Source organism: Bacillus cereus group sp. BfR-BA-01383 (assembly GCF_022663495.1).
In the GTDB taxonomy this organism is placed as follows: Bacteria; Bacillota; Bacilli; order Bacillales; family Bacillaceae_G; genus Bacillus_A; species Bacillus_A cereus_AU.
This window is the reverse complement of sequence record NZ_JAKUFP010000004.1, coordinates 178,016-198,835: the sequence shown is the minus strand read 5'-3', so window position 1 is coordinate 198,835 and position 20,820 is coordinate 178,016. Positions and strand designations below refer to the sequence as shown.

The window sequence follows — 20,820 nt, the reverse complement described above, 5'->3', positions numbered from 1 at the left end:
GGAATTAAGATGTCAAACAATACAATGGTATCGAGAGTAGAGAACGACCGAGTATTAGTACTAGAGCGCGTTTTCGATGCGCCGCGTAATCTTGTATTCAGTATGTTTAAAGAACCAGAGCATTTGAAGCATTGGTGGGGACCAAAGGGTTGGGAAATGCCATCATGTACTGTCGATTTCCGTCTAGGAGGCGTTTGGCACTACTGCATGAAGTGTGTCGATCAGAACCTTAGGCAATTCTTTGGTATGGAATCATGGGGAAAAGGGGTCTATAAAGAGATTATTGAGCCAGAGAAAATCGTCTACACTGATTACTTTTCAGATGCTGAAGGCAATGTAAATGATTCTATGCCGTCAACCGAGATGACATTGGAATTCATCGATTTAGGTGGAAAGACAAAGTTAATAAACCGTGCTGAATATGTTAACAAAGAGGCACTTAAGAGTGTTATGGACATGGGTATGCTGCAAGGCATTACTGAAACTTGGGATCGTTTGAACGAGCGATTGGAGTCGCTGAAATAAATGATTAAATCGTAATTTTATTTTTAGTGATAATGGAATTTAATAAAAAATTGTAAGGGAGAGTTAAAATAAATGATTAATAATGTTGGTCAAATTATGTTGTATGTGAATAACCAAGATGAAGTGAAGGAATTTTGGACAGAAAAAGTAGGGTTTGTTGTCATTTCAGAAGAAGATAACGGTCAAGGAATGCGATGGATTGAAATTGCTCCGACGAAAGAAGCTGAAACAAGTATTATTCTCCATAATAAAGAGTTAATTGCTAAAATGCAGCCTGAGTTAAATCTTGGTACACCTTCTTTAATGTTCTTCTCAAAAGACTTTGATCGTCTATATAGCGATTTAGTAAACAAAAACGTTACAGTTGGGGAAATTGTAACTATGCCTACAGGTAGAATATTTAATTTTGCAGATAGTGAAAATAACTATTTTGCCGTAATGGAAAAGAAATAAATTTTAATTCAAATTATGAGTGCGATGCTTGAATAAAGGCATCGCATTTTTTATTATTTTTTCAAAAACAAATTAATTCTATATAATGATAAAACGATATAAAATAGTATGTTATAGTAACAACAAAGGGGGATTACAAATGGAAATTATTCACGAAAGTGCAAAGTTACGGTTAATAGATAACAATGATGTCGAAACTTTGTTTTCAATTATAGAAGGAAATCGGGATATTTGGGCGTATTTAATCTCTAAAATGGATAGTGTTCAAGATATGCAGCAATACGTTCAAAAAGCAATAAAGGGCTACGGAAGGGGGACTCAAATACCTTTCGTTGTAGTGGATCAAAAAACGAATAAAATTGTAGGAAGTACACGTTTATATAATATTTCTGTAGAAGATAAGACAGTCGAGTTAGGGCAGACGTGGTATCATCCAAGTGTACAACGTACGAGTATAAATACAGAGTGTAAATATATGCTTCTCCAGTATGCTTTTGAAAAAATGCATATGCTAAGAGTGCAAATTAAGACGGATGTAAGAAATGAACAGGCACAACGAGCAATCGAAAGGTTAGGCGCGGTGAAAGAGGGCGTACTGAGAAACGAAAGAAGATTGCCAAGTGGATATGTGAGAGATGCAGTTGTGTACAGTATAATTGCAAGTGAATGGCCAATTGTGAAAACGCGTTTATTAGAAAAACTAGAGTTGTATAAAGAAAAGTTATAATTCGTGTTTTGAAAGGTATATGGATCGTGATACATGAAAAATATGCCTTTTTTCTTACAAAATGCTACTATATTTTAATTACTTTTGTTTCATCGTTCCCTTCTGATAAAAAATTCGTTACAATGGAGTTGTATGGTAATAAACTTATATTACAAAAAGTAATGATAACCGCAAACGAAAAACGAATTGATAATCCTCAATTTTAAATGAAAACCCTTTTATATAAATAAAACAAGAAAAATTTCTTCTTTTAAATAAATTCAAACAAACTGATTTGATATATACGTTTTTTATAGAAGTATGGATGATGTACGGAGGCAATTAAATGAAAGAAAATAAGAAAAGTAAAAAAAGACGAATCTTTCAAGTATTTTTACTAATGATTTGTTCTATTATTTTATATGTAAGTTATGCAGCTTACGATATTTGGAGTTACCGCTTTAAAACAGATGATAATGTGAAGACAGATGCTGGTATCGTACTAGGAGCAGCTTCATGGAACGGAAAACCATCTCCTGTATTTAAAGAAAGAATTAATCATGCAATCTCTTTATATAAGAACGGAAATATTAAAAAGATTATTTTTACAGGTGGTACAAAGTTTGAGGCAGAGCTTGAGGAATCGCGTACTGCTAGAGTGTATGCACTGAAACATGGTGTAAAAGAAGAGGATATTCTAATTGAAACAAAGTCCCTTTTCACAGAGGAGAATTTAAAGAATGCTAAGCAAGTTGGAATAGAGAACGGAATCGACACATATACGATCGTGAGTGATCCACTTCATATGAAACGTGCGATGAGAATTGCAAAACATATTAAAATTGATGCGTATGCGTCACCAACGCCAACGTCAGCTTATAAAACGTTAGATACAGAAATCCCATTCTTCTTTAAAGAATTATTCTCGTATATTGGCTATGTAACCTCATTGCCATTAAAGACATTGAAGGGAGACTAATATAAGGAAAGAACCTATTTTAAAATAGGGATTTTTCTTATTGTTCAAAAACATTGTATTTTTATCGGAATAGTGAAACAATAGAGAGGTAGCTTCATATAATCATAATGACAAAATGAACGGTTGATGAATCGGACATAAAGGAGATTATAATATGGCACTCTCATTTGTGGAAACAGAAGAACAGTCTTATATTATTAAGCAGTTAAATGCTTTAATTCCAAAGTTTATGGAAAGAGAATCGGAGTTAGATGAACTAGGTTCTTTTCCATATGAAAATATACGAAACTTAAAAGAAATCGGATATACGAAATTAACACTACCGAAAGAATGTGGAGGGAATGCAATTTCCTTATACGACTTCGTATTGTATCAAGAGAAAATTGCAGAAGGTTGCGGAGCTACTGCGTTATCAATTGGATGGCATATTGGTATTGTGAAAGAGCTAGCGGAAAATCGTTCTTGGAGTGAAGAGATGTTCCAATGGCTTTGCGAGGAAGTGCGTAATGGTGCGCTCTTTAACCGGGCAGCAACAGAGCCGAAAACAGGGAGTCCGACGCGTGGCGGAAAACCAGAAACAATAGCGGTTCAAAAAGGTGATAAGTGGATTATAAATGGAAGAAAAACTTTTACAACGATGGCGCCAGTACTTGATTATTTTATTATTTCAGCAAGTATTGAAGGCCGAGAAGAAGTTGGTGAGTTTGTCATTCCAAGAAATGCGCAAGGCGTGTCAATTGAAGAAACGTGGGATAGCGTCGCAATGCGAGGGACTGCTAGCCACGACCTCGTCTTACAAAATGTAGAAATAGAGAACCGCTTTTTTACGGATATAAAGGGCGGGAAAGTGAAACAAAAGGGGATTGGCTGGTTGCTACATATACCAGCATGTTATTTAGGAATCGCACAATCAGCAAGAAATTATGCAGTTCAGTTTGCGGAATCATACAAGCCAAATAGTTTAAATCATTCAATTAGTTTATTGCCGAATGTTAGAAGATTAGTCGGAGAATTAGAACTTGAGCTTATGCAAGCTCGCGTCTTTTTATATCAAATTGCGAAAAAGTATGATGAAGCAGAAGATAAGCTTTCACTACAAGCAGAGCTAGCGGCAGTGAAATACGCCGTAACAAATGCAGCAATATCCATTGTAGATAAATCAATGCGCATTGCCGGGGCGAAAAGTTTATCAGAAAAAAATCCGCTTCATCGCTACTATTTAAATGTCAGAGCAGGATTACACAATCCGCCGATGGATGATGCGACACTTTCTATGTTGGCGGATGCGGCGTTTCGGTCGTGATGAATAAGTTAAAAGGCTGTTCCAAAGCGGAACAGCCTTTTTGTCATTTCAATTATTATCTCTATGTAGTTTGTTTACTGAGGCTGCACCTTAAGCCTCATATTACTCTCAGATCCATCTTCATTATAAGCGGATAAATAATAGTACCCTGGCTCTGAAGAAGAAACGAATGAACGCAAAGTAAATGTTTTACTTTCATTTGGTTGTATTGTATGTCTTACTAGTTGTTCTTCATTTTTTGTTTTGATTGAATATGTAAATGCATTTTTACCAGTATTTTTAGGTCACCGAGACCACTAAAGTCAAATCCAGTACCTACGCTTCCGCGGAATGTATGTGTATTATTGAATGATGACGAACGAAATGTTGGAATGTCGTTTGTTTCACTTGATGAGAGAGTAATGGTTTCGGTTGCTTCTACTTTAGTAGGAGTGGAATCTAGTTGTGATTTTGTAAATAAAGTAATTGTGAAAAGTGATGCGATGAGAATAAACGAACTAGAAATAACAAACTGTTTTTTTGTAAGAAGCATAGTTTGTTCTCCTTATAGTAGTGTTGTATACGAAAAACATACCATTACCAATAATTGTTATCAATTAAAAAATCTTTCTTTTCATTCTTCTTTTTATAGTTTTATAGTGGAATGCTATGCTTCTTATTTCACCTACTGTATAATAAGAAAAAAGCACGAAAAGAGGTTAACTCATGCTAGAGGTTATTGCAACATGTTTAGAAGATGTGAAACGAATTGAACGAGCTGGCGGGAAGCGAATTGAATTAATTTCATCTTATACAGAAGGTGGCTTAACACCGAGCTATGCTTTTATAAAAAAAGCGGTAGAAGCGGTACATATACCAATTCACGTTATGATTCGTCCGCATGCCAAGTCTTTTACATATACGGAAGAAGAAATTGAAATGATGAAAGAAGATATTATAGTTGCGCAGAAGTTGGGTGCAGCAGGCGTTGTATTAGGCGTATTAAATGAAAAAAATGAAGTGAATGAAGAGAAATTAGCAGATTTATTGTCTGTTGTAGATGGAATAAATGTAACGTATCACCGTGCGATAGATGATACCGAAAATCCAGTGGAAGCGATGAAAACTTTAAAGAAATTTCATAAAGTGACTCACGTTTTAACTTCAGGTGGACAAGGAAATATAGTCGATAATATTCCAGTGCTTACAGAGATGCAAAAGGTAAGCGATGGTCAAATTCAACTTGTTGCTGGAAGCGGTGTAACGAAAGAGAATATAAAGAAACTACTAGATGAAACTGGAATTACGCAGGCGCATGTCGGTACAGCTGTAAGAGAAGGAAAATCATGTTTTTCTGAAATTGATCTAAAGTTAGTACAAGAATTAGTTGAAATAATAAAGTAAGTATTAAAGAAAGAGGAGAAACGATGAAGAAAAATACGAAGAGAGAATTGATCTCATGGACTAAAACGATAGGTATTACACTTGCGATTGCTTTTATCGTTCGTGGGGTACTATTTACGCCCTCATTAGTACAAGGTGAGTCGATGATGCCAACTTTAGAAAATAACGAGCGAGTTCTCGTGAATAAGATTGGTTATAATATAAGTGGATTAGATCGCTTTGATATTATTATTTTCCACGGAAAAGAAGGATACGATTTAGTAAAACGAGTAATCGGTTTACCAGGTGATACAGTTGAGTATAAAAATGATGTTTTATATGTAAACGGAAAAGCGATGGAAGAGCCATATTTAAAAGAATTTAAAGAAAAAGCAGCTGGCCGTGTATTAACTCCAGACTTTACGCTAGAACAAATAACAGGGAAAACGAAAGTACCAGAAGGGCAAGTATTTGTTTTAGGCGATAATCGTGAAGTTTCTAAGGATGGTCGTATGTTTGGTTTTATTTCAGAAGATGAAATTGTCGGAAAAGGACAAGCTGTTTTCTGGCCGTTGAAACAAGTAAGAGCGTTATAAAGTAAAAAAGTATGGGAGAAATATTCTTCCATACTTTTTTTGTGTCTTTTTATTTAAATTGTTGGTTTTGCTATAACTTGAGCTTTTGAAAGAGTATCTTCGTTTGTCGCAAATGTCACATTATAACCCATACAAAAAGATAGCATAATTGCAGGGATCACTAGCAATTTTTTCAAAAGAATCCCTCCTTATATTTTATATGTTATTAATCCTAATTACATAATAAATGGAATGAATAGAAAGATTAGTAGTTTAATATAATAATTTACAAATTTATATAATTATTTGCATTTTTTGAATTACTGACAAAATATATCGGGTTATGAACTCTAAAAAAAATATTGATAGAATTGAAAGAATATTTTATAATTTTAAATTATACGCTTGTTTCGAAAAACGGAATTCAAGTTCCGAAATTCGGAACAAAAAGGAGATAGGATGAGTATAAATAAAACAGCAGTAAAGACAATGGATATTTTGGAGTTGTTTTATGAGCATGACGAGCTAAGTTTAACAGAAATGGTTCAGCTTACAAATATGCCGAAAACATCTGTTTATCGTTTAATTGGCTCGCTAGAAGAAATGGAGTTTTTACAAAAAAGCGAGAAAGGGAGATATCGTCTAGGAGTCGTTTTTTTACGATTTGGTCAACTTGTTTCGCAAAGATTATCAGTAAGAAATATTGCGATTCCATATATGAAAGAGCTTAGAGATAGTTTAGGGCAAGCAGTTAATTTAATTATTCAAGATGGTAATGATGCGATTTACGTTGAAAAGATGGAAGGAGTTCAGCCGGTACGTGTTTATACGGCGGTTGGAAGAAGAGCTCCTCTATATGCAGGTGCATGTCCTAGAATTTTACTATCGTATTTTTCTGAGGAAGAGAAAAGAAAGTACATAGAGGAAACAGATTTAAAGCAGTTTGCAGATGGAACAATTGTGAATAAGGAGCATTTACTAGAAGTGTTACATATGGCAAAACAAGCTGGATATACAATTAGTTATTCTGAATTAGAAAATCATACAGCAGCTATAGCAGCGCCAATTTTCGCAAATGATGGAACGGTTGTAGCAGGTATTAGTATTTCAGGTGTAGCAATTGAGTATAGCGAAAGTAACATTTCATATTTTATTGCGAAAGTGAAAGAAACAGCATATCGTATTTCGAAAGAACTTGGCTTTTGGGCATAGAAAGAGGGAATGGAATGAAATTTTCTGCATTAGGGGATCAAGCAATTATTGTTACATTTGGCGAAGAAATTAGGATGGATATATACGAAAAAGTACAACGATTATTTCAAGCACTGCAGCAGCACCCGTTTGCGGGAATGATTGAATGCGTTCCGTCGTTTACTTCACTGGCCGTTTACTACAATTTGTATGAAGTATGGAAGGGAAATGAGAGAAGTGAAAGGCCATATGATTACGTTTGCCAATATATACGGGAGCTATATGATTCATATAAAGAAGAAGTGAACCAAGATGTGAAACATATTTCTATACCAGTTTGTTACGGGGGAGAATATGGGCCAGATTTAGAAGAGGTCGCAAATTATCATGGATTACAAGTAGAAGATGTTATTCGAATACATAGTGAAACAACATATTTTGTGTATATGTTAGGTTTCACACCAGGGTTCCCGTATTTAGGCGGATTACCGAAAGAACTAGAAACACCTAGAAAAGAAACACCACGGTTACAAATTGCACCTGGTTCAGTAGGTATTGGTGGGAATCAGACGGGGATATATCCACTAGAAACACCGGGTGGATGGAATATTATTGGTCGAACACCGATTTCACTATTTAATCCGAAAGAAGAGACACCAACATATATTCAAAGCGGTATGTATTTACGATTTATACCGATAACAAAGGAAGAGTACGTATCGCTTGAGGGGGCTAAAGAATGGATGTAGAGGTTTTGCATGCAGGAATGTTTACAACAGTCCAAGATTTAGGGAGATCTCATTATCAACAATACGGTGTACCTGTTGGCGGGGCTATGGATCAAAGTGCACTTAGAATGATTAATATGTTAGTTGGTAATGAAGAGAATGAAGCGGGACTCGAAATGACGATTATGGGACCTAAATTGTTAATAAAGAAAACGACTTTACTCGCGATTGGCGGTGCGGATATGGAACCGTTGTTAAATGGTGAACGCATCCCGTTATGGCGTCCGATCCTAGCAGAAGAAGGTAGCATGCTTTGTTTCGGAAAAGCGAAAAGCGGGTGTAGGACATATGTAACCTTTGCAGGCGGTATAAATATTGATCGTATGATGGGAAGTAAAAGTACTTACATACGTGCTGCTCTTGGCGGTATTGAAGGGAGAATGCTGAAAAAAGGAGATTATTTTCAAATTGGTAAAGGGGCAGACATTGCGAGTCGCTTCATTCAAAATTTACAAGATGAAGAGCGTATAAAAACAAAATGGGCGATTTGTAACAATTCTTTACCAAAATATAAGAAGCATCCTACTCTTCGCGTCATAACAGACTTTGAATATGATCAATTTACAGAAAAGAGTATAGAATCATTTTTTACGAAAGAGTATAAAGTGTCTAATTATGCTGATCGTATGGGGTATAGGATTGACGGAGAAGTTTTAAATAGAGTTAAAGAGATAGAAATTTTATCGAGCCCAGTTACATTCGGAACCATTCAAGTTCCAAATGGTGGACAGCCTATTATATTAATGGCAGATAGACAAACGACAGGTGGCTATCCGAGAATTGGCAATGTCATTTCAGTAGATTTACCTCTTCTTGCTCAGCTAAAACCAGGGGACTATGTTTCTTTTGGGAAAATTACGATAGAGGAAGCAGAGCAATTATATATAGAACAGGAAAAAGATATGAGTCTATTAAAGAAATTCATCGCTTTACGAAGCTGAAATTAGGAGGAAAACATCATGAAGACAATCGATTTAAATTGTGATTTAGGAGAAAGTTTTGGAGCCTATAAGATGGGGAATGACGATGAAATCCTTCCATTCGTTTCCTCTATAAATATTGCTTGCGGTTTTCACGCTGGTGACCCGACCGTTATGAGGCAAACTGTTGAAAAGGCCTTGGAGCATAACGTAGCAATAGGCGCACATCCTGGATTTTCTGATTTAATTGGATTTGGGAGAAGAAATATGAACGTTTCAGCAAGTGAAGTATACGATTATGTTTTATATCAAATCGGCGCATTAGACGGGTTTGTGAAAGTGGCTGGAGGGACTATGCAGCACGTAAAACCGCACGGTGCGTTATATAATATGGCGGCAACGAATGCAGAAATTGCAGATGCAATTACAAAGGCAATTTCACATATAAATCCAAATCTATCACTTTACGGGTTAGCAAATAGCGAGGCGTTTATACGGGCTGCGAAAAAATATAACGTAACTCTCGTGCAAGAAGCTTTTGCGGATCGTACGTATAAGCAGGATGGAACATTAACGAGTCGTACAGAAGAAAATGCGCTCATAAAAAATGAAGACGAAGCAATAAAGCAAGTGCTTCAAATGGTGAAAGAAGGATATGTAGAAGCGGTGAACGGAGGGAAAGTAGCAGTTCAGGCACAAACAATTTGTTTACATGGTGATGGGGAGAAAGCGGTACAATTTGCGAAAAGAATATACGGAACATTCGAACTTAATGATGTTACTATATGTGCGCCGAAATAAAAAATGAGGGGAAGTGCTAGAAATGATTAAATTAATCGGGATACTAATCGTTGCAGTTGGGTTTTTATTTAGACTAAATACATTGTTAGTAGTTATGGTTGCAGGTATTGTTACTGGTATGGTTTCTGGTTTAAGCTTTTATGATGTGATCAGCATGTTCGGTAAATTTTTCATAGAAAATAGATATATGTCTATGCCTATTATACTAACTTTACCGGTAATCGGAATTTTAGAGCGTTATGGCTTAAAAGAAAGAGCAGAAGCACTTATAACGAAATCAAAAGGAGCAACAACTGGAAGAGTATTAATGTCCTATTTTACGATAAGAGAATCATCAGCAGCACTAGGGCTTAACATTGGTGGTCATGCACAAACGGTAAGACCACTCGTTGCCCCGATGGCAGAAGGAGCTGCGCAAGGAAGATACGGTAAACTCCCTGAAAAATTGAGAGAAAAGATTAAAGCAAACGCAGCAGCTGCGGAAAATACAGCTTGGTTTTTCGGAGAAGATATTTTTATCGCAACTGGTGCCATTTTATTAATGAAAGGATTCTTCGATTCAGTAGGTATGCATGTCGGAGTATGGGATATGGCACTTTGGGGTATTCCAACTGCAATATCCGCACTAATTGTGAGCTGGATTAGGTTTAGAAGATTGGATAAATATATAGAGAAAACAATGAAGGCAGAAGAAAAACAAGAGAAGGAGGCAATATAAGATGAACATCATAACTATGGATACAATCTACTATGTATTAGGTATAATCGTTGCCTTTATCGCTGTGCGTATTGCATTTGATCGTGAACATCCAAACAGATTTGGTTCTAGCTTGTTTTGGGCATTGTTCGCAGTTACATTTTTATTTGGAAATGTAATACCTTCGTTTTACGTTGGCTGTATCGTACTCGCTATGGTCGTGTTAGCTTCATTGAACAAAGTAACAAAATCCGAGGAGAAAGAAGTAGCTGTAGAAGAACGTGTGAAACATGCTGAGAAATTAAAGAATAAAATTTTTATGCCTGCACTGTTAATACCTATTTTTACAATTATCGGTACACTGACATTAGGGAAAATCAAATGGGGAAATGTCTCTCTTGTTGATCCTGATAAAGTAACGTTAGTTGCATTAGCGTTAGGTGCATTGCTCGCATTCGTTGCAGCGATGCGTATTACAAAAGCGAAAATAACAACGCCTGTTCAAGAAGGAAGCAGATTACTACAGGCTGTCGGCTGGGCTGTTATTTTACCACAAATGTTAGCGGCACTTGGCGGTATTTTCGCGAAGTCTGGCGTTGGACAAGTTGTTTCTGATCTAGTCGGACAAGTGTTACCAACAGAGTATCCATTCGTTGCCGTTATGGCGTACTGTTTAGGAATGATGCTATTTACTGTTGTAATGGGAAATGCATTCGCAGCGTTTGCAGTAATTACTGGCGGAATCGGCTTGCCTTTAATTGTTCAAATGCACGGCGGGAACCCGGCAATTATGGCAGCACTCGGTATGTTTGCTGGATATTGCGGAACGCTCATTACGCCAATGGCAGCAAACTTTAATATCGTTCCGGCGATGCTTTTAGAACTGAAAGATAAGAACGCTGTTATTAAAGCGCAAGTACCAATTGCTCTTTCCATTTTTATTATCAATATGTTTATCATGTACGGCCTTGTATATCGTTTCTAATTAGGAGAGTGAAACTATGAAAACAGTATTATTAACAGGATTCGATCCATTTGGCGGAGAGAGCATCAATCCAGCTTGGGAAGTTGCAAAAAGTTTACATGAAAAAACAATTGGAGAATACAAGGTTATTAGTAAACAAGTTCCAACGGTATTTCATAAATCGATACAAGTATTAAAAGCGTATATAGAAGAGTTGTCGCCTGACATTATTATATGTATTGGACAAGCTGGGGGCAGACCAGATGTTACGATAGAGCGAATAGCAATTAATGTTGATGATGCAAGAATTGCTGATAATGAAAGAAATCAGCCGGTAGATGTACCGGTTGTAGAAGAAGGACCGATTGCGTATTGGTCTACGCTACCGATGAAAGCAATTGTAAAAAAACTTCATGAAGAAGGTATACCAGCTTCCGTTTCACAAACAGCAGGTACATTCGTTTGTAATCATTTATTCTATGGTCTCATGCATGAACTAGAGAAACATGATAAGAAAATAAAAGGCGGATTTGTTCATATTCCGTTCTTACCAGAACAAGCTACTAACTATCCAGGTCAACCGAGTATGTCACTTTCTACTATTAGTAAAGGGATAGCATTAGCAATTGAGGTAACGACGGAAGTGGAAGTAGATATTGTAGCGTGCGGCGGTGCGACGCATTAAGTAAAAAGTATGTTAATTAAAGAGGGCTGATGCAGCCCTCTTTGTATTTTTTATTGAAGATGCATTATAGAATATAAAAAGGAATATTGCTGTAATAAGAGCAGTCTAACATATACAGAATTGTTTCAAACTAAAGGTTAAAGGTAAATAGTATACTTTTAAAGTTAACTGTTTTCAATGTGAGAAATTTATATGATATTAATTGTATATTAATGAAACGTCACTACGTAATGTTTTGTGTATATTAGAAATAAATGATATACGATAGAGTTGAACAAATCCTACTTCGCTAGCTAATTCTTCCCAGGCATTGGGTGACATATGTTGTTGTAATTCTTGAGAAAACAATTGTAGTTCATCAGAAATCGATAAATTCATAATAAAAACGCCATCCTTTCTGTATATTTCTACAAAAAGAATAGCGTTTTTTTAATTATATAGACATAAAATCAACTTATTTTGATGGACACTGGGCGGGATTCCATGAAGAACCCTCTATAGATTTTTTTATTTATTAAAAATATCTGAACCTTTTTGCGTAAAAGAGCGAATATAAGAGTGAAGAATATTTTTAGAGAAGAAGAAAGATTTACAAAATCCTTATATCTAGTCACAAATGGGACCAAATATATTTTGGACACGACTGTGAATATAGTAAAGGTTGTTGAAAGGATGGTGAGTTATAAAAATTGATATTATTAAAGTTACAATAAGGGGAAAGTTTTCGTTTTGGGGGTATTTATATTTCTTAGCTTGATAGCGATGCGGCAGGACCCCTACTTGGCATCATTCTGAGATTCCAGGTAAAATGGAATTAGTACCATTTGGAATACATAATAGCATATTTCATAAAGGTTGGGCGGAGTGAAGGGCATTGGTCTTATAGATCTAAAGGTAGGTAAAGAATTGGAGGAATTAAAATGAAGATTAAAAATGGTAGTGAACTTCAATCGCCAAATGATGAATTAATTGAATCATTTGAGGAATATTGTGAGATAAAATTACCAACTGATTTTATAGATTTTTTGAAAAAATATAATGGCTCTATTCCTATTACTAATGTTTTTTTACATGAAAAAAACGAACTTTTAATTGAACGTTTCTTATGTTTGTTGGAGGACCCAGAAGATGATGATGAAAATGGTTGGTATGATATAGAGGTTGTATTATCTGATATCGATACTCGTTTAACGGATGATGAAGATTTAACAGGAGTAAATGTTATTCCGTTTGCTGTTTTATTCGCAGGTGATTTTCTTTGTTTAGATTTTAGAGAAAAAGAAATACCATCTGTTGTGGTATGGTATCATGAAGAATCAGAAGAGTTGCATCCAGTAACTAGTGAAGTTGCAGATAATTTTAGTGATTTTTTAAGTATGCTAAAAGAATAATGTAAGAAACGTAATTAAATTTTTATTTATGGGTTTGAATTTGTATTAAAGTTTTTTGGTCTTTTATTCGCAAATTTCCCGGTCATCGAGTAAATCGATGACGCAGTCTTTATGTTTAAGAAGCTCCTCTTTAGATAAATAGTCAGCTCTCTTACCAAGTTGCATTAGTCTATTAGGTATGTTTTGTTTTCCTAGAAATATCATTGCTCCAGCATACATTATATTGCGTTTGTGTGGAGATTGCTATGGTTATACAAAAAAAGAGTAACCTGTTTGGCTACTCTTTACATAGAAACTTGTATTTGTTCATTTCAATAAGAGACCGTTATTGAAGTCCCTTCATGAAGTTTTGGATTTTTGATGATAATGCAAATAGCAGGATGCTAACTAAAATGGAGATAGCACCAATAACACCAAAGTAAATTGCTTCTGTTGCAGGATTATATAGTTTAACAACTTGGGCATTTATTGCTTGCGCAGACGCAGTTGATAAGAACCATAAGCTCATGGTTTGCGAAGAGAAAGCAGCTGGAGCCAGCTTCGTCGTTATTGATAACCCTGAAGGAGATAAACAAACTTCTCCAATTACAATTAAAAAGAAGCTAAGGACTAACCACATAGGATTCACTAAAGAGTGAGTACCGTTGATTAAAGCCGGAAAAATCATAACTAAGAATGATAAACCTGCAAATAGCAATCCAATAGCGAATTTTTTTGCCGTTGAAGGCTGCTTCTTGCCTAATTTTATCCAAATCCATGCGAAAATCGGGGCAAGCGTTACGATAAAGATTGGACTTAATGATTGGAACCAAGCAGAATGCAATGTAATTCCATTGAACTGTAATTGAGTTCGTTGATCCGCGTATGTCGCTAAGATAATAGCACCTTGTTCTTGTATAGACCAAAATATTGTAGCTGCAATAAAGAGTGGTATATACGCAAGAAGACGAGATTGCTCTACTTTTGTTGTTTTAGGACTACGATACATATAAATGAAATAATAGGCTGGAATAACAATCCCTAAGATACTAATCAGGAATGTAAAACGATTTATAGTTAACAACCCAGTTGGAATTGTAACCACACCTAGCAATGTTAATACAACCAGACCAACACTGAAATACTTAATAGTCTTTTTTCTTTCCGAATCTGATAATGGATTAGGTACTTGTGTACCGATTAGACCAAGGTTTTTCTTTTTTGTTCCAACAAATACCCCTAACCCAATTGCCATACCAATTGCCGCAACTCCAAAACCAAGGTGGAAATTATATTGCTGACCTAATGTTCCGACAACTAAAGGTGCAAGTAAGGCACCTAAGTTAATACCCATGTAGAATATACTGAACCCTGAGTCACGACGCGCATCTGTTTTACTGTATAAACTTCCTACGATGTTCGATATGTTAGGCTTTAACAACCCTGTTCCTAGAATTAAGAAGACCATAGAGATAAATAACGCACTTTTACTACCCGGTAAAGCTAAAATAAGATGGCCAATCATAATTAAAACGCCACCAAAGAATACGGTTTTACTTGGACCAAATAAACGATCCGATATCCATCCACCGATAATACTAGACATGAACAGTAAGGAACCGTAAATTGCCATTATCGAGGTTGCGGTAGATTGATCAATTCCTAATCCACCTTTTGCGACCGAATAGTACATATAATACAGCAAAATAGCTCTCATTCCGTAATGAGAAAACCTTTCCCAAAACTCAGTGAAGAATAAAGTGAATAATCCTTTTGGATGTCCAAAAAATCCTGTTTGAGGAATACTTTGAACAAGTTCGTTTTTTTCTTTCATAATGTTAATATTACCCCTTATTAATTTTTGATATTATACAAGTATAACTTAAGAGGCTCCCAGTAGTCCATAACTATCTAAGCCCATCGATGAAGAAAAGCAGCCTTCTGGCTGCTTTCTAAAAAAATTGAAAAATCGTCATTTGCTCATTAGACACACCTTTCACTGAATTTACCTCTAAACAATCCAGAATTGATTGTGAGAGTACTTTAGCTACTAAGAATGCTACGACTCCATTACCAACAAGTGTATATTGTTGACTTAATGGTATATGAGGCGGAATAACGTATGTATCTAGAACACTCATTAATCTTAAGCATTCTCGAACGGTTAACCTTCTATTTTCTTGCGGATGAATAAACTCTCTACTATCCTTTGCAATATGAGAAGTGATAGTGTAGGATGGTTGATCCCAAGATAACTTTCTTACACCATTAAATTGGTTTGGGTTTAGATAATGCAACGTAGTAAGTAAACCGAATTGTACAACACCTACTGTAAACAACTGGTATAATAAGTATAGGAAAATACATAGAGGTGATTTTTGTGCAACAATTTGAAGAAGTACGTTCAATTTTAGAAAAAGCGAAGAAAATTACAGTATTAACAGGTGCTGGTGCAAGTACGGAAAGCGGTATACCAGATTTTCGTTCATCAAATGGATTGTATGCTGATGCGAATGTAGAGATGTATTTGTCGAGAGGCTATTATAATAGAAGTCCGAAAGAATTTTGGAAGCATTATAAAGAAATCTTTCAAATTAATACATTTCACCAGTATAAAGCAAATCGTGGGCATCGCTTTTTGGCTGAGCTAGAAGAACAAGGGAAAGATATAACGATTTTAACGCAAAATATTGATGGATTGCATCAAGTAGGTGGTAGTAAACATGTCATTGATTTACACGGAACACTTCAAACAGCACATTGTCCGAAGTGTAAAGCGGGATATGATTTACAGTATATGATTGATCATGAAGTACCGCGTTGTGAGAAGTGTAATTTCATTTTAAATCCAGATGTTGTTTTATACGGAGACACATTACCTCAATATCAAAATGCGATTAAACGTTTATATGAAACAGATGTACTTCTCGTAATGGGAACGTCACTTAAAGTACAGCCTGTCGCTTCATTCCCAGAAATCGCAAAGAGGGAAATTGGAGCAACAACGATTTTAGTAAATGAAGAATTAACAGGACAGGAATATAACTTTGATTTTGTTTTTCAAGAAAAAATTGGTGAATTTGTTGAAGGGTTATCTTCAATTAAATAAATTGATGTTTTCGTAAAGAAACTGAGGTGTATAGAGAGCACCTCAGTTTTTTATTTGGGTAATCGTTGTTTTAAACCACATGAAAACATGTCGATAATGTAGTAACCACATCTCTATAATTTATAAAAAAGTGTTTGGTAGGTAAAATAGCAGCGTAAGAAGAAATATTATCTTTAGCGAATACACAATCGTCATAAAGTAAGTTAATATGTAGCTGGTATAAAGGTTCTATTTGATTTTGCTTAAGATATAAAACTAAGTCGTTATAAAGTTGCTCACTATACTCACTTACAGAATGTTCTAGTGAAAGCTGACCTGCTATGCTAGTCCACCATACTTTAAAACTACATATCAATTCTTTGAATGATTCTTCATTACATAAATGGGTGTCAAAAAGCTTTTCATAAAACATATGATTCTCCTCATGGAAAATCTGTAAATCATAGCTCCCATTAGCAATTTGTTTACGAAGTGTATGCCATAATTCTTTGAAATTTGCTTCAAAATCATTAGAGAAATTTAATTTTCTTGCTATGTAAGGGAATCGTAAATTCCCTTTGTTCTCTTTTTGATTGAGATAAATATTTTGAATATAAATCATAAAGTTTAAACAATGTGACGTATTAATATGTATCGTAAACGAATCAGGCATTTTCATTTGCTCCTTCGTAATGTCTTTTATTGATTCATTTCTTTAGTATACAAAGAAATGTAAACGAATGGTATGAAAAACCAGTTGTATACCATCTTTCTTTTTGAATACCATTCATGTTATTGCGCATTAAGGGAATGGTAATAAATAGGATGTTGAATTAAAAAACTGAAAATTAAATCTTTTATTTCTTTTGTAATTAATATAAAATTCTATATATATCATATAAATAAATTTGATACATAATCATTTAAGCGTAGAAGTTAATAGAATGAAGCGAGGGAGCGAAATGAGGCAGAAAAAGGAGAAGCAGAAACAGAAACAGCCGAAAAAGAAAAAGACTCATATTCCATTTCGGTTAAATGTACTATTTTTTATCGTCTTTCTTTTATTTTCAGCTATTATAATTCAATTAGGTAAAGTACAAATCATTGATGGAGAAACGTATAGAAATGAAGTGAATAAAAAGGAAGATGTGACGGTGAGCACTCCGGTTCCTAGAGGGAAGATGTATGATCGGGAAGGTCAAGTGATTGTAAATAATAAACCGTTACGAACTGTTACATATACGAAAATGAAAGGAGTAGACTCGAAAGAGGTTTTACAAGTAGCAAGGGATTTAGCACAACTAATTGAAATGCCGCAAGAGGATATGGATAAGTTAACGGAGACTGATAAGAAAGATTTTTGGATGCAGTTAAATGAAAAGCGTGCCGCAACAAAAGTAACGAAAGAAGATGAAAGTAAATTTAGAAAGCAGGAAGTAGAAGGGAAAGAATTAGATAAAAAAGTAGAAGAATTGCGCCGAGAAAGAATTACACAAGAAGAATTAAATGAACTTTCAAAAGAGGATATAGAAGTGTTAGCAATTAAAAGTAAAATGAATACGGGATATAAAATGACACCGCAAATTGTCAAAAAAGATGTAAGTCTAAATGAATATGCAGTCGTAAGTGAAAGGTTGGCAAGCTTGCCAGGAGTAGATACGACTGTGGATTGGGAACGTGAATATCCAAATGATAAAATACTCCGTTCGGTCCTTGGTAGTGTTTCTAGTGAAAATGAAGGATTACCGAGGGAGCAATTAGACTACTATTTAGTACGAGATTATAATCGAAATGATCGTATTGGTAAGAGTTATATCGAAAAACAATACGAAGATGCACTGCATGGCACGAAAGAACAGACGAAAAATATTACAGATAAAACTGGAAATATAGTTCGGACTGAAAAAGTGACAAAAGGAAAAAGTGGAAATAATTTAATGTTAACAGTTGATATGGAGTTACAGAAAAAAGTGGAGGAAAGTCTTGAAAAGAATTTACGAGCATTTCATTCTTCAGAACCGATGATGGATCGCGCATTCGTTGTAATGATGAATCCGAAAAACGGTCAAATTTTATCAATGGCAGGAAAAAGAATTGTAAATAAAGACGGCGAGATGCAAATAGAAGACTACGCTTTAGGAACGATGATAAGCTCTTATGAGTTAGGATCGACGGTGAAAGGAGCTACGTTATTAGCTGGATATCAAACAGGAGCGATTAAGCCATATACGCATTTTTTTGATGCACCAATGTACTTTAAAGGAAGTTCGAAGCCGAAGAAATCGTGGAAAGACTTTGGAGATATTGATGATTTAAGAGCATTGCAAGTTTCATCCAATGTCTACATGTTTAATACAGCGTTAAAGATTGCAGGGATTGATTATGTACCAAACAATCCGCTAGATATTAAACAAGAAGCGTTTAATAAAATGCGTTATTACTTTAGACAATTTGGTTTAGGTGTGCCAACTGGTATTGACCTGCCGAATGAATCGATTGGTCAAGTAGGTAGAACTGATAATATACCTGGTTTTTTACTTGATTATGCGATTGGACAATATGATACATATACACCGCTTCAGCTCGCACAATATATTTCAACGATTGCAAATGGTGGTTACCGAATGAAACCACAAATTGTGCAAGAAGTTAGGGAACAACCAAATAGACCAGAGGATGTTGGAAGAGTCATTCGGACGATTGAACCAACTGTATTAAATCGAGTAGATATGGACATTTCCTATATAAATCATGTGAAAGAAGGATTTAGAAGAGTATTCCAAGAAGGGGATGGAACAGGTACTGGAACGTTTAAAGGGTTGCCGTATAAACCAGCTGGAAAAACAGGAACAGCTGAGACAGTGTATGGTGGAGAAAGTGATATTGGAAGAGATGAGAACTATAACCGAAAAAAATGTTATAATTTAACTCTTGCCGGTTATGCGCCATATGATGCTGATCCGGAAGTCGCTTTTTCAGTTGTTGTACCGTGGGTGAATGATGATAAATCAGGAATTAATTCCGCGATTGGTAAAGAAATTTTGGATGCGTATTTTGAATTGAAAACGAAAAGATCGGGTGCAAATCCAGTCCCAATAGAGCAACAGAACAAGGCACAGTAAAAATAGTATCATTGCACAGAGACAAATTGTGCAGTGATACTATTTTTGGAGTTAAAAAGCGTTTGAATAAGGTGGGAATGGATATGAAAGAGGAGATTAAGAGAGGTTGGGGGAAGTACATATTATTTATATTCGTCATGGTAATAGCGTACCATTCGTTTACTTTATGTAAGGTGGAAGGGAAATCAATGCAGCCGACTTTATATGAAGGAGACTACGTATTTGTAAATAAAGCAGCAGTTCATTTTTCAAATTTACAGCACGGAGAAATTATCATTATTAAAGAAGAGGATGAATCGAAATATTATGTGAAACGTGTAATAGGGCTTCCAGGTGATGTAATTAACATCACGAATGGAACTGTATATGTAAATGATAAAAAGAAAGATGAACCTTATATAAATAAAGATTTATATAATAATACACAAGTGTTTTACAACTTTCAAAAGACAAAGATTCCACCCAATAAGTTATTTGTAATGGGGGATAACCGCGAACTTAGTAGGGATAGTCGCAATGGTTTAGGATATATTGAAGAAGATAATGTAATCGGAAAGGTAGAATTTGTGTATTATCCTTTTTCAAAAATGAAAATCATAGAATAAGTGGGGAATTCATAAAACCCCACTTATTAAAGTATCATTTTATTTTCTTTAAAAAACCTTTTGGATTAAAAGATATGAAAAATTTATGTTTAGATTCGTCGATTATGAAATTGTTGTTTTTAGTTAAAAACTCTTCCACAGCTTCCATCGGACCAAGACCCCAATCGGGAAGAAGAGGGTTCCCGTTAATAGATGTATCCTCTACAATAATATAACTGCCAGTAGTGACGATAGATTTATATAGTAAGAGTTCTTTTGATACATGCTCTTTACTATGATCAGAATCTAAAATAACTAAAATGACATCATCAGGTTTGCGCATACTTACTATTGTTTGTACGGCCTGTACAGAAACAGAAGAAGCTGTTAAATAGGTAATCCGATTATGTGATGGCCGATTTGGTTGAGGAGTTATATCGATAGTAAGTACGTGACCTTTTCCAATTAAATCTAACATAGAAGCTAAATACAGTGCGCTACCGCCGTGAAAAGTTCCACATTCAATAATTAAATCAGGCTTTAGTTCATAAATGATTTCTTGGTACAAAAAGAGATCGGAGGGAAGTTTGTAGATTGGAACACCGAACCAGTGTGTATCTTTTACCCAAACGAGGCTGTCGTAGTATTGTTTTAGAAATTCACTGCTTATAGTATCGATTTTAAATGCTCCTTTCTAAAAAGGATTC

26 protein-coding genes are annotated in these 20,820 nt (G+C 35.2%); 19 read left to right on the top strand and 7 right to left on the bottom strand.

The window, feature by feature from the left end; translation table 11 throughout:
• Positions 1 to 9 precede the first annotated feature (9 nt).
• The 5 genes from MR065_RS06535 to MR065_RS06515 all read left to right on the top strand — a co-directional run bounded on the left by MR065_RS06535 (position 10) and on the right by MR065_RS06515 (position 3,966).
• Positions 10 to 525 carry an SRPBCC domain-containing protein gene (locus MR065_RS06535; RefSeq protein WP_242212968.1) on the top strand — a complete coding sequence of 172 codons (516 nt, stop codon included), beginning with the start codon at positions 10 to 12 and terminating at the stop codon, positions 523 to 525.
• Between the two features lie 72 nt (positions 526 to 597).
• Positions 598 to 978, top strand: a complete 381-nt coding sequence (locus MR065_RS06530) for a VOC family protein (protein ID WP_098541507.1) — start codon at positions 598 to 600, stop codon at positions 976 to 978.
• A gap of 139 nt (positions 979 to 1,117) precedes the next feature.
• The gene (locus tag MR065_RS06525; protein ID WP_242212967.1) at positions 1,118 to 1,705 is read left to right on the top strand and encodes a GNAT family N-acetyltransferase; all 588 of its coding nucleotides are present in this window, start codon (positions 1,118 to 1,120) and stop codon (positions 1,703 to 1,705) included.
• Positions 1,706 to 2,030: 325 nt separating this feature from the next.
• Positions 2,031 to 2,663 (top strand): YdcF family protein, encoded by a 633-nt coding sequence (locus tag MR065_RS06520; RefSeq protein WP_098991067.1) that lies wholly within the window; start codon positions 2,031 to 2,033, stop codon positions 2,661 to 2,663.
• A gap of 154 nt (positions 2,664 to 2,817) precedes the next feature.
• Positions 2,818 to 3,966, top strand: coding sequence for an acyl-CoA dehydrogenase family protein (locus MR065_RS06515; RefSeq protein ID WP_242212966.1), 1,149 nt, complete (start codon positions 2,818 to 2,820; stop codon positions 3,964 to 3,966).
• 220 nt (positions 3,967 to 4,186) lie between these two features.
• Here MR065_RS06515 and MR065_RS06510 read toward each other — a convergent pair whose 3' ends face one another.
• Positions 4,187 to 4,498: a hypothetical protein gene (locus tag MR065_RS06510; protein ID WP_242212965.1), complete on the bottom strand. Its 312-nt coding sequence runs from the start codon at positions 4,496 to 4,498 to the stop codon at positions 4,187 to 4,189.
• Between the two features lie 173 nt (positions 4,499 to 4,671).
• Between MR065_RS06510 and MR065_RS06505 the strand changes: the two genes are divergently transcribed.
• Positions 4,672 to 5,349, top strand: a complete 678-nt coding sequence (locus MR065_RS06505; RefSeq protein WP_242212964.1) for a copper homeostasis protein CutC — start codon at positions 4,672 to 4,674, stop codon at positions 5,347 to 5,349.
• 23 nt (positions 5,350 to 5,372) lie between these two features.
• On the top strand, positions 5,373 to 5,924 hold the full coding sequence (lepB, locus tag MR065_RS06500; RefSeq protein WP_242212963.1) for a signal peptidase I: 552 nt from the start codon (positions 5,373 to 5,375) through the stop codon (positions 5,922 to 5,924).
• 53 nt (positions 5,925 to 5,977) lie between these two features.
• On the opposite strand, the gene MR065_RS27415 is transcribed toward lepB (MR065_RS06500), so the two are convergent.
• A complete protein-coding gene (locus tag MR065_RS27415; RefSeq protein ID WP_277927341.1) occupies positions 5,978 to 6,100 on the bottom strand; it encodes a hypothetical protein in 123 nt (40 codons plus the stop codon).
• Between the two features lie 262 nt (positions 6,101 to 6,362).
• On the opposite strand from MR065_RS27415, the gene MR065_RS06495 reads away from it, so the two are divergent.
• Genes MR065_RS06495 through pcp form a run of 7 tightly spaced genes read left to right on the top strand, consistent with a single transcriptional unit; the run spans position 6,363 to position 11,949 of the window.
• On the top strand, positions 6,363 to 7,115 hold the full coding sequence (locus tag MR065_RS06495; RefSeq protein WP_097905526.1) for an IclR family transcriptional regulator: 753 nt from the start codon (positions 6,363 to 6,365) through the stop codon (positions 7,113 to 7,115).
• A gap of 14 nt (positions 7,116 to 7,129) precedes the next feature.
• Complete coding sequence (pxpB, locus tag MR065_RS06490) at positions 7,130 to 7,843, top strand: 5-oxoprolinase subunit PxpB (RefSeq protein ID WP_242212962.1); 714 nt, start codon at positions 7,130 to 7,132, stop codon at positions 7,841 to 7,843.
• Complete coding sequence (locus MR065_RS06485) at positions 7,834 to 8,823, top strand: 5-oxoprolinase subunit C family protein (protein WP_242212953.1); 990 nt, start codon at positions 7,834 to 7,836, stop codon at positions 8,821 to 8,823. The genes pxpB and MR065_RS06485 overlap by 10 nt, the downstream gene beginning before the upstream one ends.
• An 18-nt stretch (positions 8,824 to 8,841) precedes the next feature.
• Positions 8,842 to 9,603: a 5-oxoprolinase subunit PxpA gene (gene pxpA / locus MR065_RS06480; protein WP_242212952.1), complete on the top strand. Its 762-nt coding sequence runs from the start codon at positions 8,842 to 8,844 to the stop codon at positions 9,601 to 9,603.
• 22 nt (positions 9,604 to 9,625) lie between these two features.
• Entirely contained in the window at positions 9,626 to 10,321 is a 696-nt protein-coding gene (locus MR065_RS06475) for a DUF969 domain-containing protein (RefSeq protein WP_242212951.1), read from the top strand.
• A gap of 1 nt (position 10,322) precedes the next feature.
• Positions 10,323 to 11,285, top strand: coding sequence for a DUF979 domain-containing protein (locus MR065_RS06470; protein WP_097905521.1), 963 nt, complete (start codon positions 10,323 to 10,325; stop codon positions 11,283 to 11,285).
• 16 nt (positions 11,286 to 11,301) lie between these two features.
• On the top strand, positions 11,302 to 11,949 hold the full coding sequence (gene pcp, locus MR065_RS06465) for a pyroglutamyl-peptidase I (RefSeq protein WP_242212950.1): 648 nt from the start codon (positions 11,302 to 11,304) through the stop codon (positions 11,947 to 11,949).
• A gap of 198 nt (positions 11,950 to 12,147) precedes the next feature.
• On the opposite strand, the gene MR065_RS06460 is transcribed toward pcp, so the two are convergent.
• On the bottom strand, positions 12,148 to 12,327 hold the full coding sequence (locus MR065_RS06460; protein WP_242213040.1) for a hypothetical protein: 180 nt from the start codon (positions 12,325 to 12,327) through the stop codon (positions 12,148 to 12,150).
• A gap of 430 nt (positions 12,328 to 12,757) precedes the next feature.
• Between MR065_RS06460 and MR065_RS06455 the strand changes: the two genes are divergently transcribed.
• Positions 12,758 to 12,817 (top strand): hypothetical protein, encoded by a 60-nt coding sequence (locus MR065_RS06455; protein WP_242213037.1) that lies wholly within the window; start codon positions 12,758 to 12,760, stop codon positions 12,815 to 12,817.
• 52 nt (positions 12,818 to 12,869) lie between these two features.
• Positions 12,870 to 13,340, top strand: a complete 471-nt coding sequence (locus MR065_RS06450) for an SMI1/KNR4 family protein (RefSeq protein ID WP_242212949.1) — start codon at positions 12,870 to 12,872, stop codon at positions 13,338 to 13,340.
• Between the two features lie 325 nt (positions 13,341 to 13,665).
• Here the strand turns inward: MR065_RS06450 and MR065_RS06445 are convergent, their stop codons facing one another.
• Together MR065_RS06445 and MR065_RS06440 are read right to left on the bottom strand one after the other, a co-directional pair.
• A complete protein-coding gene (locus tag MR065_RS06445; protein ID WP_242212948.1) occupies positions 13,666 to 15,153 on the bottom strand; it encodes a peptide MFS transporter in 1,488 nt (495 codons plus the stop codon).
• Between the two features lie 118 nt (positions 15,154 to 15,271).
• On the bottom strand, positions 15,272 to 15,616 hold the full coding sequence (locus MR065_RS06440; RefSeq protein WP_242212947.1) for a DNA cytosine methyltransferase: 345 nt from the start codon (positions 15,614 to 15,616) through the stop codon (positions 15,272 to 15,274).
• 83 nt (positions 15,617 to 15,699) lie between these two features.
• Between MR065_RS06440 and MR065_RS06435 the strand changes: the two genes are divergently transcribed.
• On the top strand, positions 15,700 to 16,428 hold the full coding sequence (locus MR065_RS06435; RefSeq protein WP_242212946.1) for an NAD-dependent protein deacylase: 729 nt from the start codon (positions 15,700 to 15,702) through the stop codon (positions 16,426 to 16,428).
• A 70-nt stretch (positions 16,429 to 16,498) separates the two neighbouring features.
• On the opposite strand, the gene MR065_RS06430 is transcribed toward MR065_RS06435, so the two are convergent.
• Positions 16,499 to 17,080, bottom strand: coding sequence for a hypothetical protein (locus MR065_RS06430; protein ID WP_242212945.1), 582 nt, complete (start codon positions 17,078 to 17,080; stop codon positions 16,499 to 16,501).
• A gap of 271 nt (positions 17,081 to 17,351) precedes the next feature.
• On the opposite strand from MR065_RS06430, the gene MR065_RS06425 reads away from it, so the two are divergent.
• Both MR065_RS06425 and lepB (MR065_RS06420) read left to right on the top strand, forming a co-directional pair.
• A complete protein-coding gene (locus MR065_RS06425; protein WP_242212943.1) occupies positions 17,352 to 19,529 on the top strand; it encodes a peptidoglycan D,D-transpeptidase FtsI family protein in 2,178 nt (725 codons plus the stop codon).
• 83 nt (positions 19,530 to 19,612) lie between these two features.
• On the top strand, positions 19,613 to 20,134 hold the full coding sequence (gene lepB, locus MR065_RS06420; protein ID WP_242212942.1) for a signal peptidase I: 522 nt from the start codon (positions 19,613 to 19,615) through the stop codon (positions 20,132 to 20,134).
• Positions 20,135 to 20,168: 34 nt separating this feature from the next.
• Here lepB (MR065_RS06420) and MR065_RS06415 read toward each other — a convergent pair whose 3' ends face one another.
• The gene (locus tag MR065_RS06415) at positions 20,169 to 20,792 is read right to left on the bottom strand and encodes a cephalosporin hydroxylase family protein (RefSeq protein ID WP_242213036.1); all 624 of its coding nucleotides are present in this window, start codon (positions 20,790 to 20,792) and stop codon (positions 20,169 to 20,171) included.
• Positions 20,793 to 20,820: the final 28 nt, after the last annotated feature.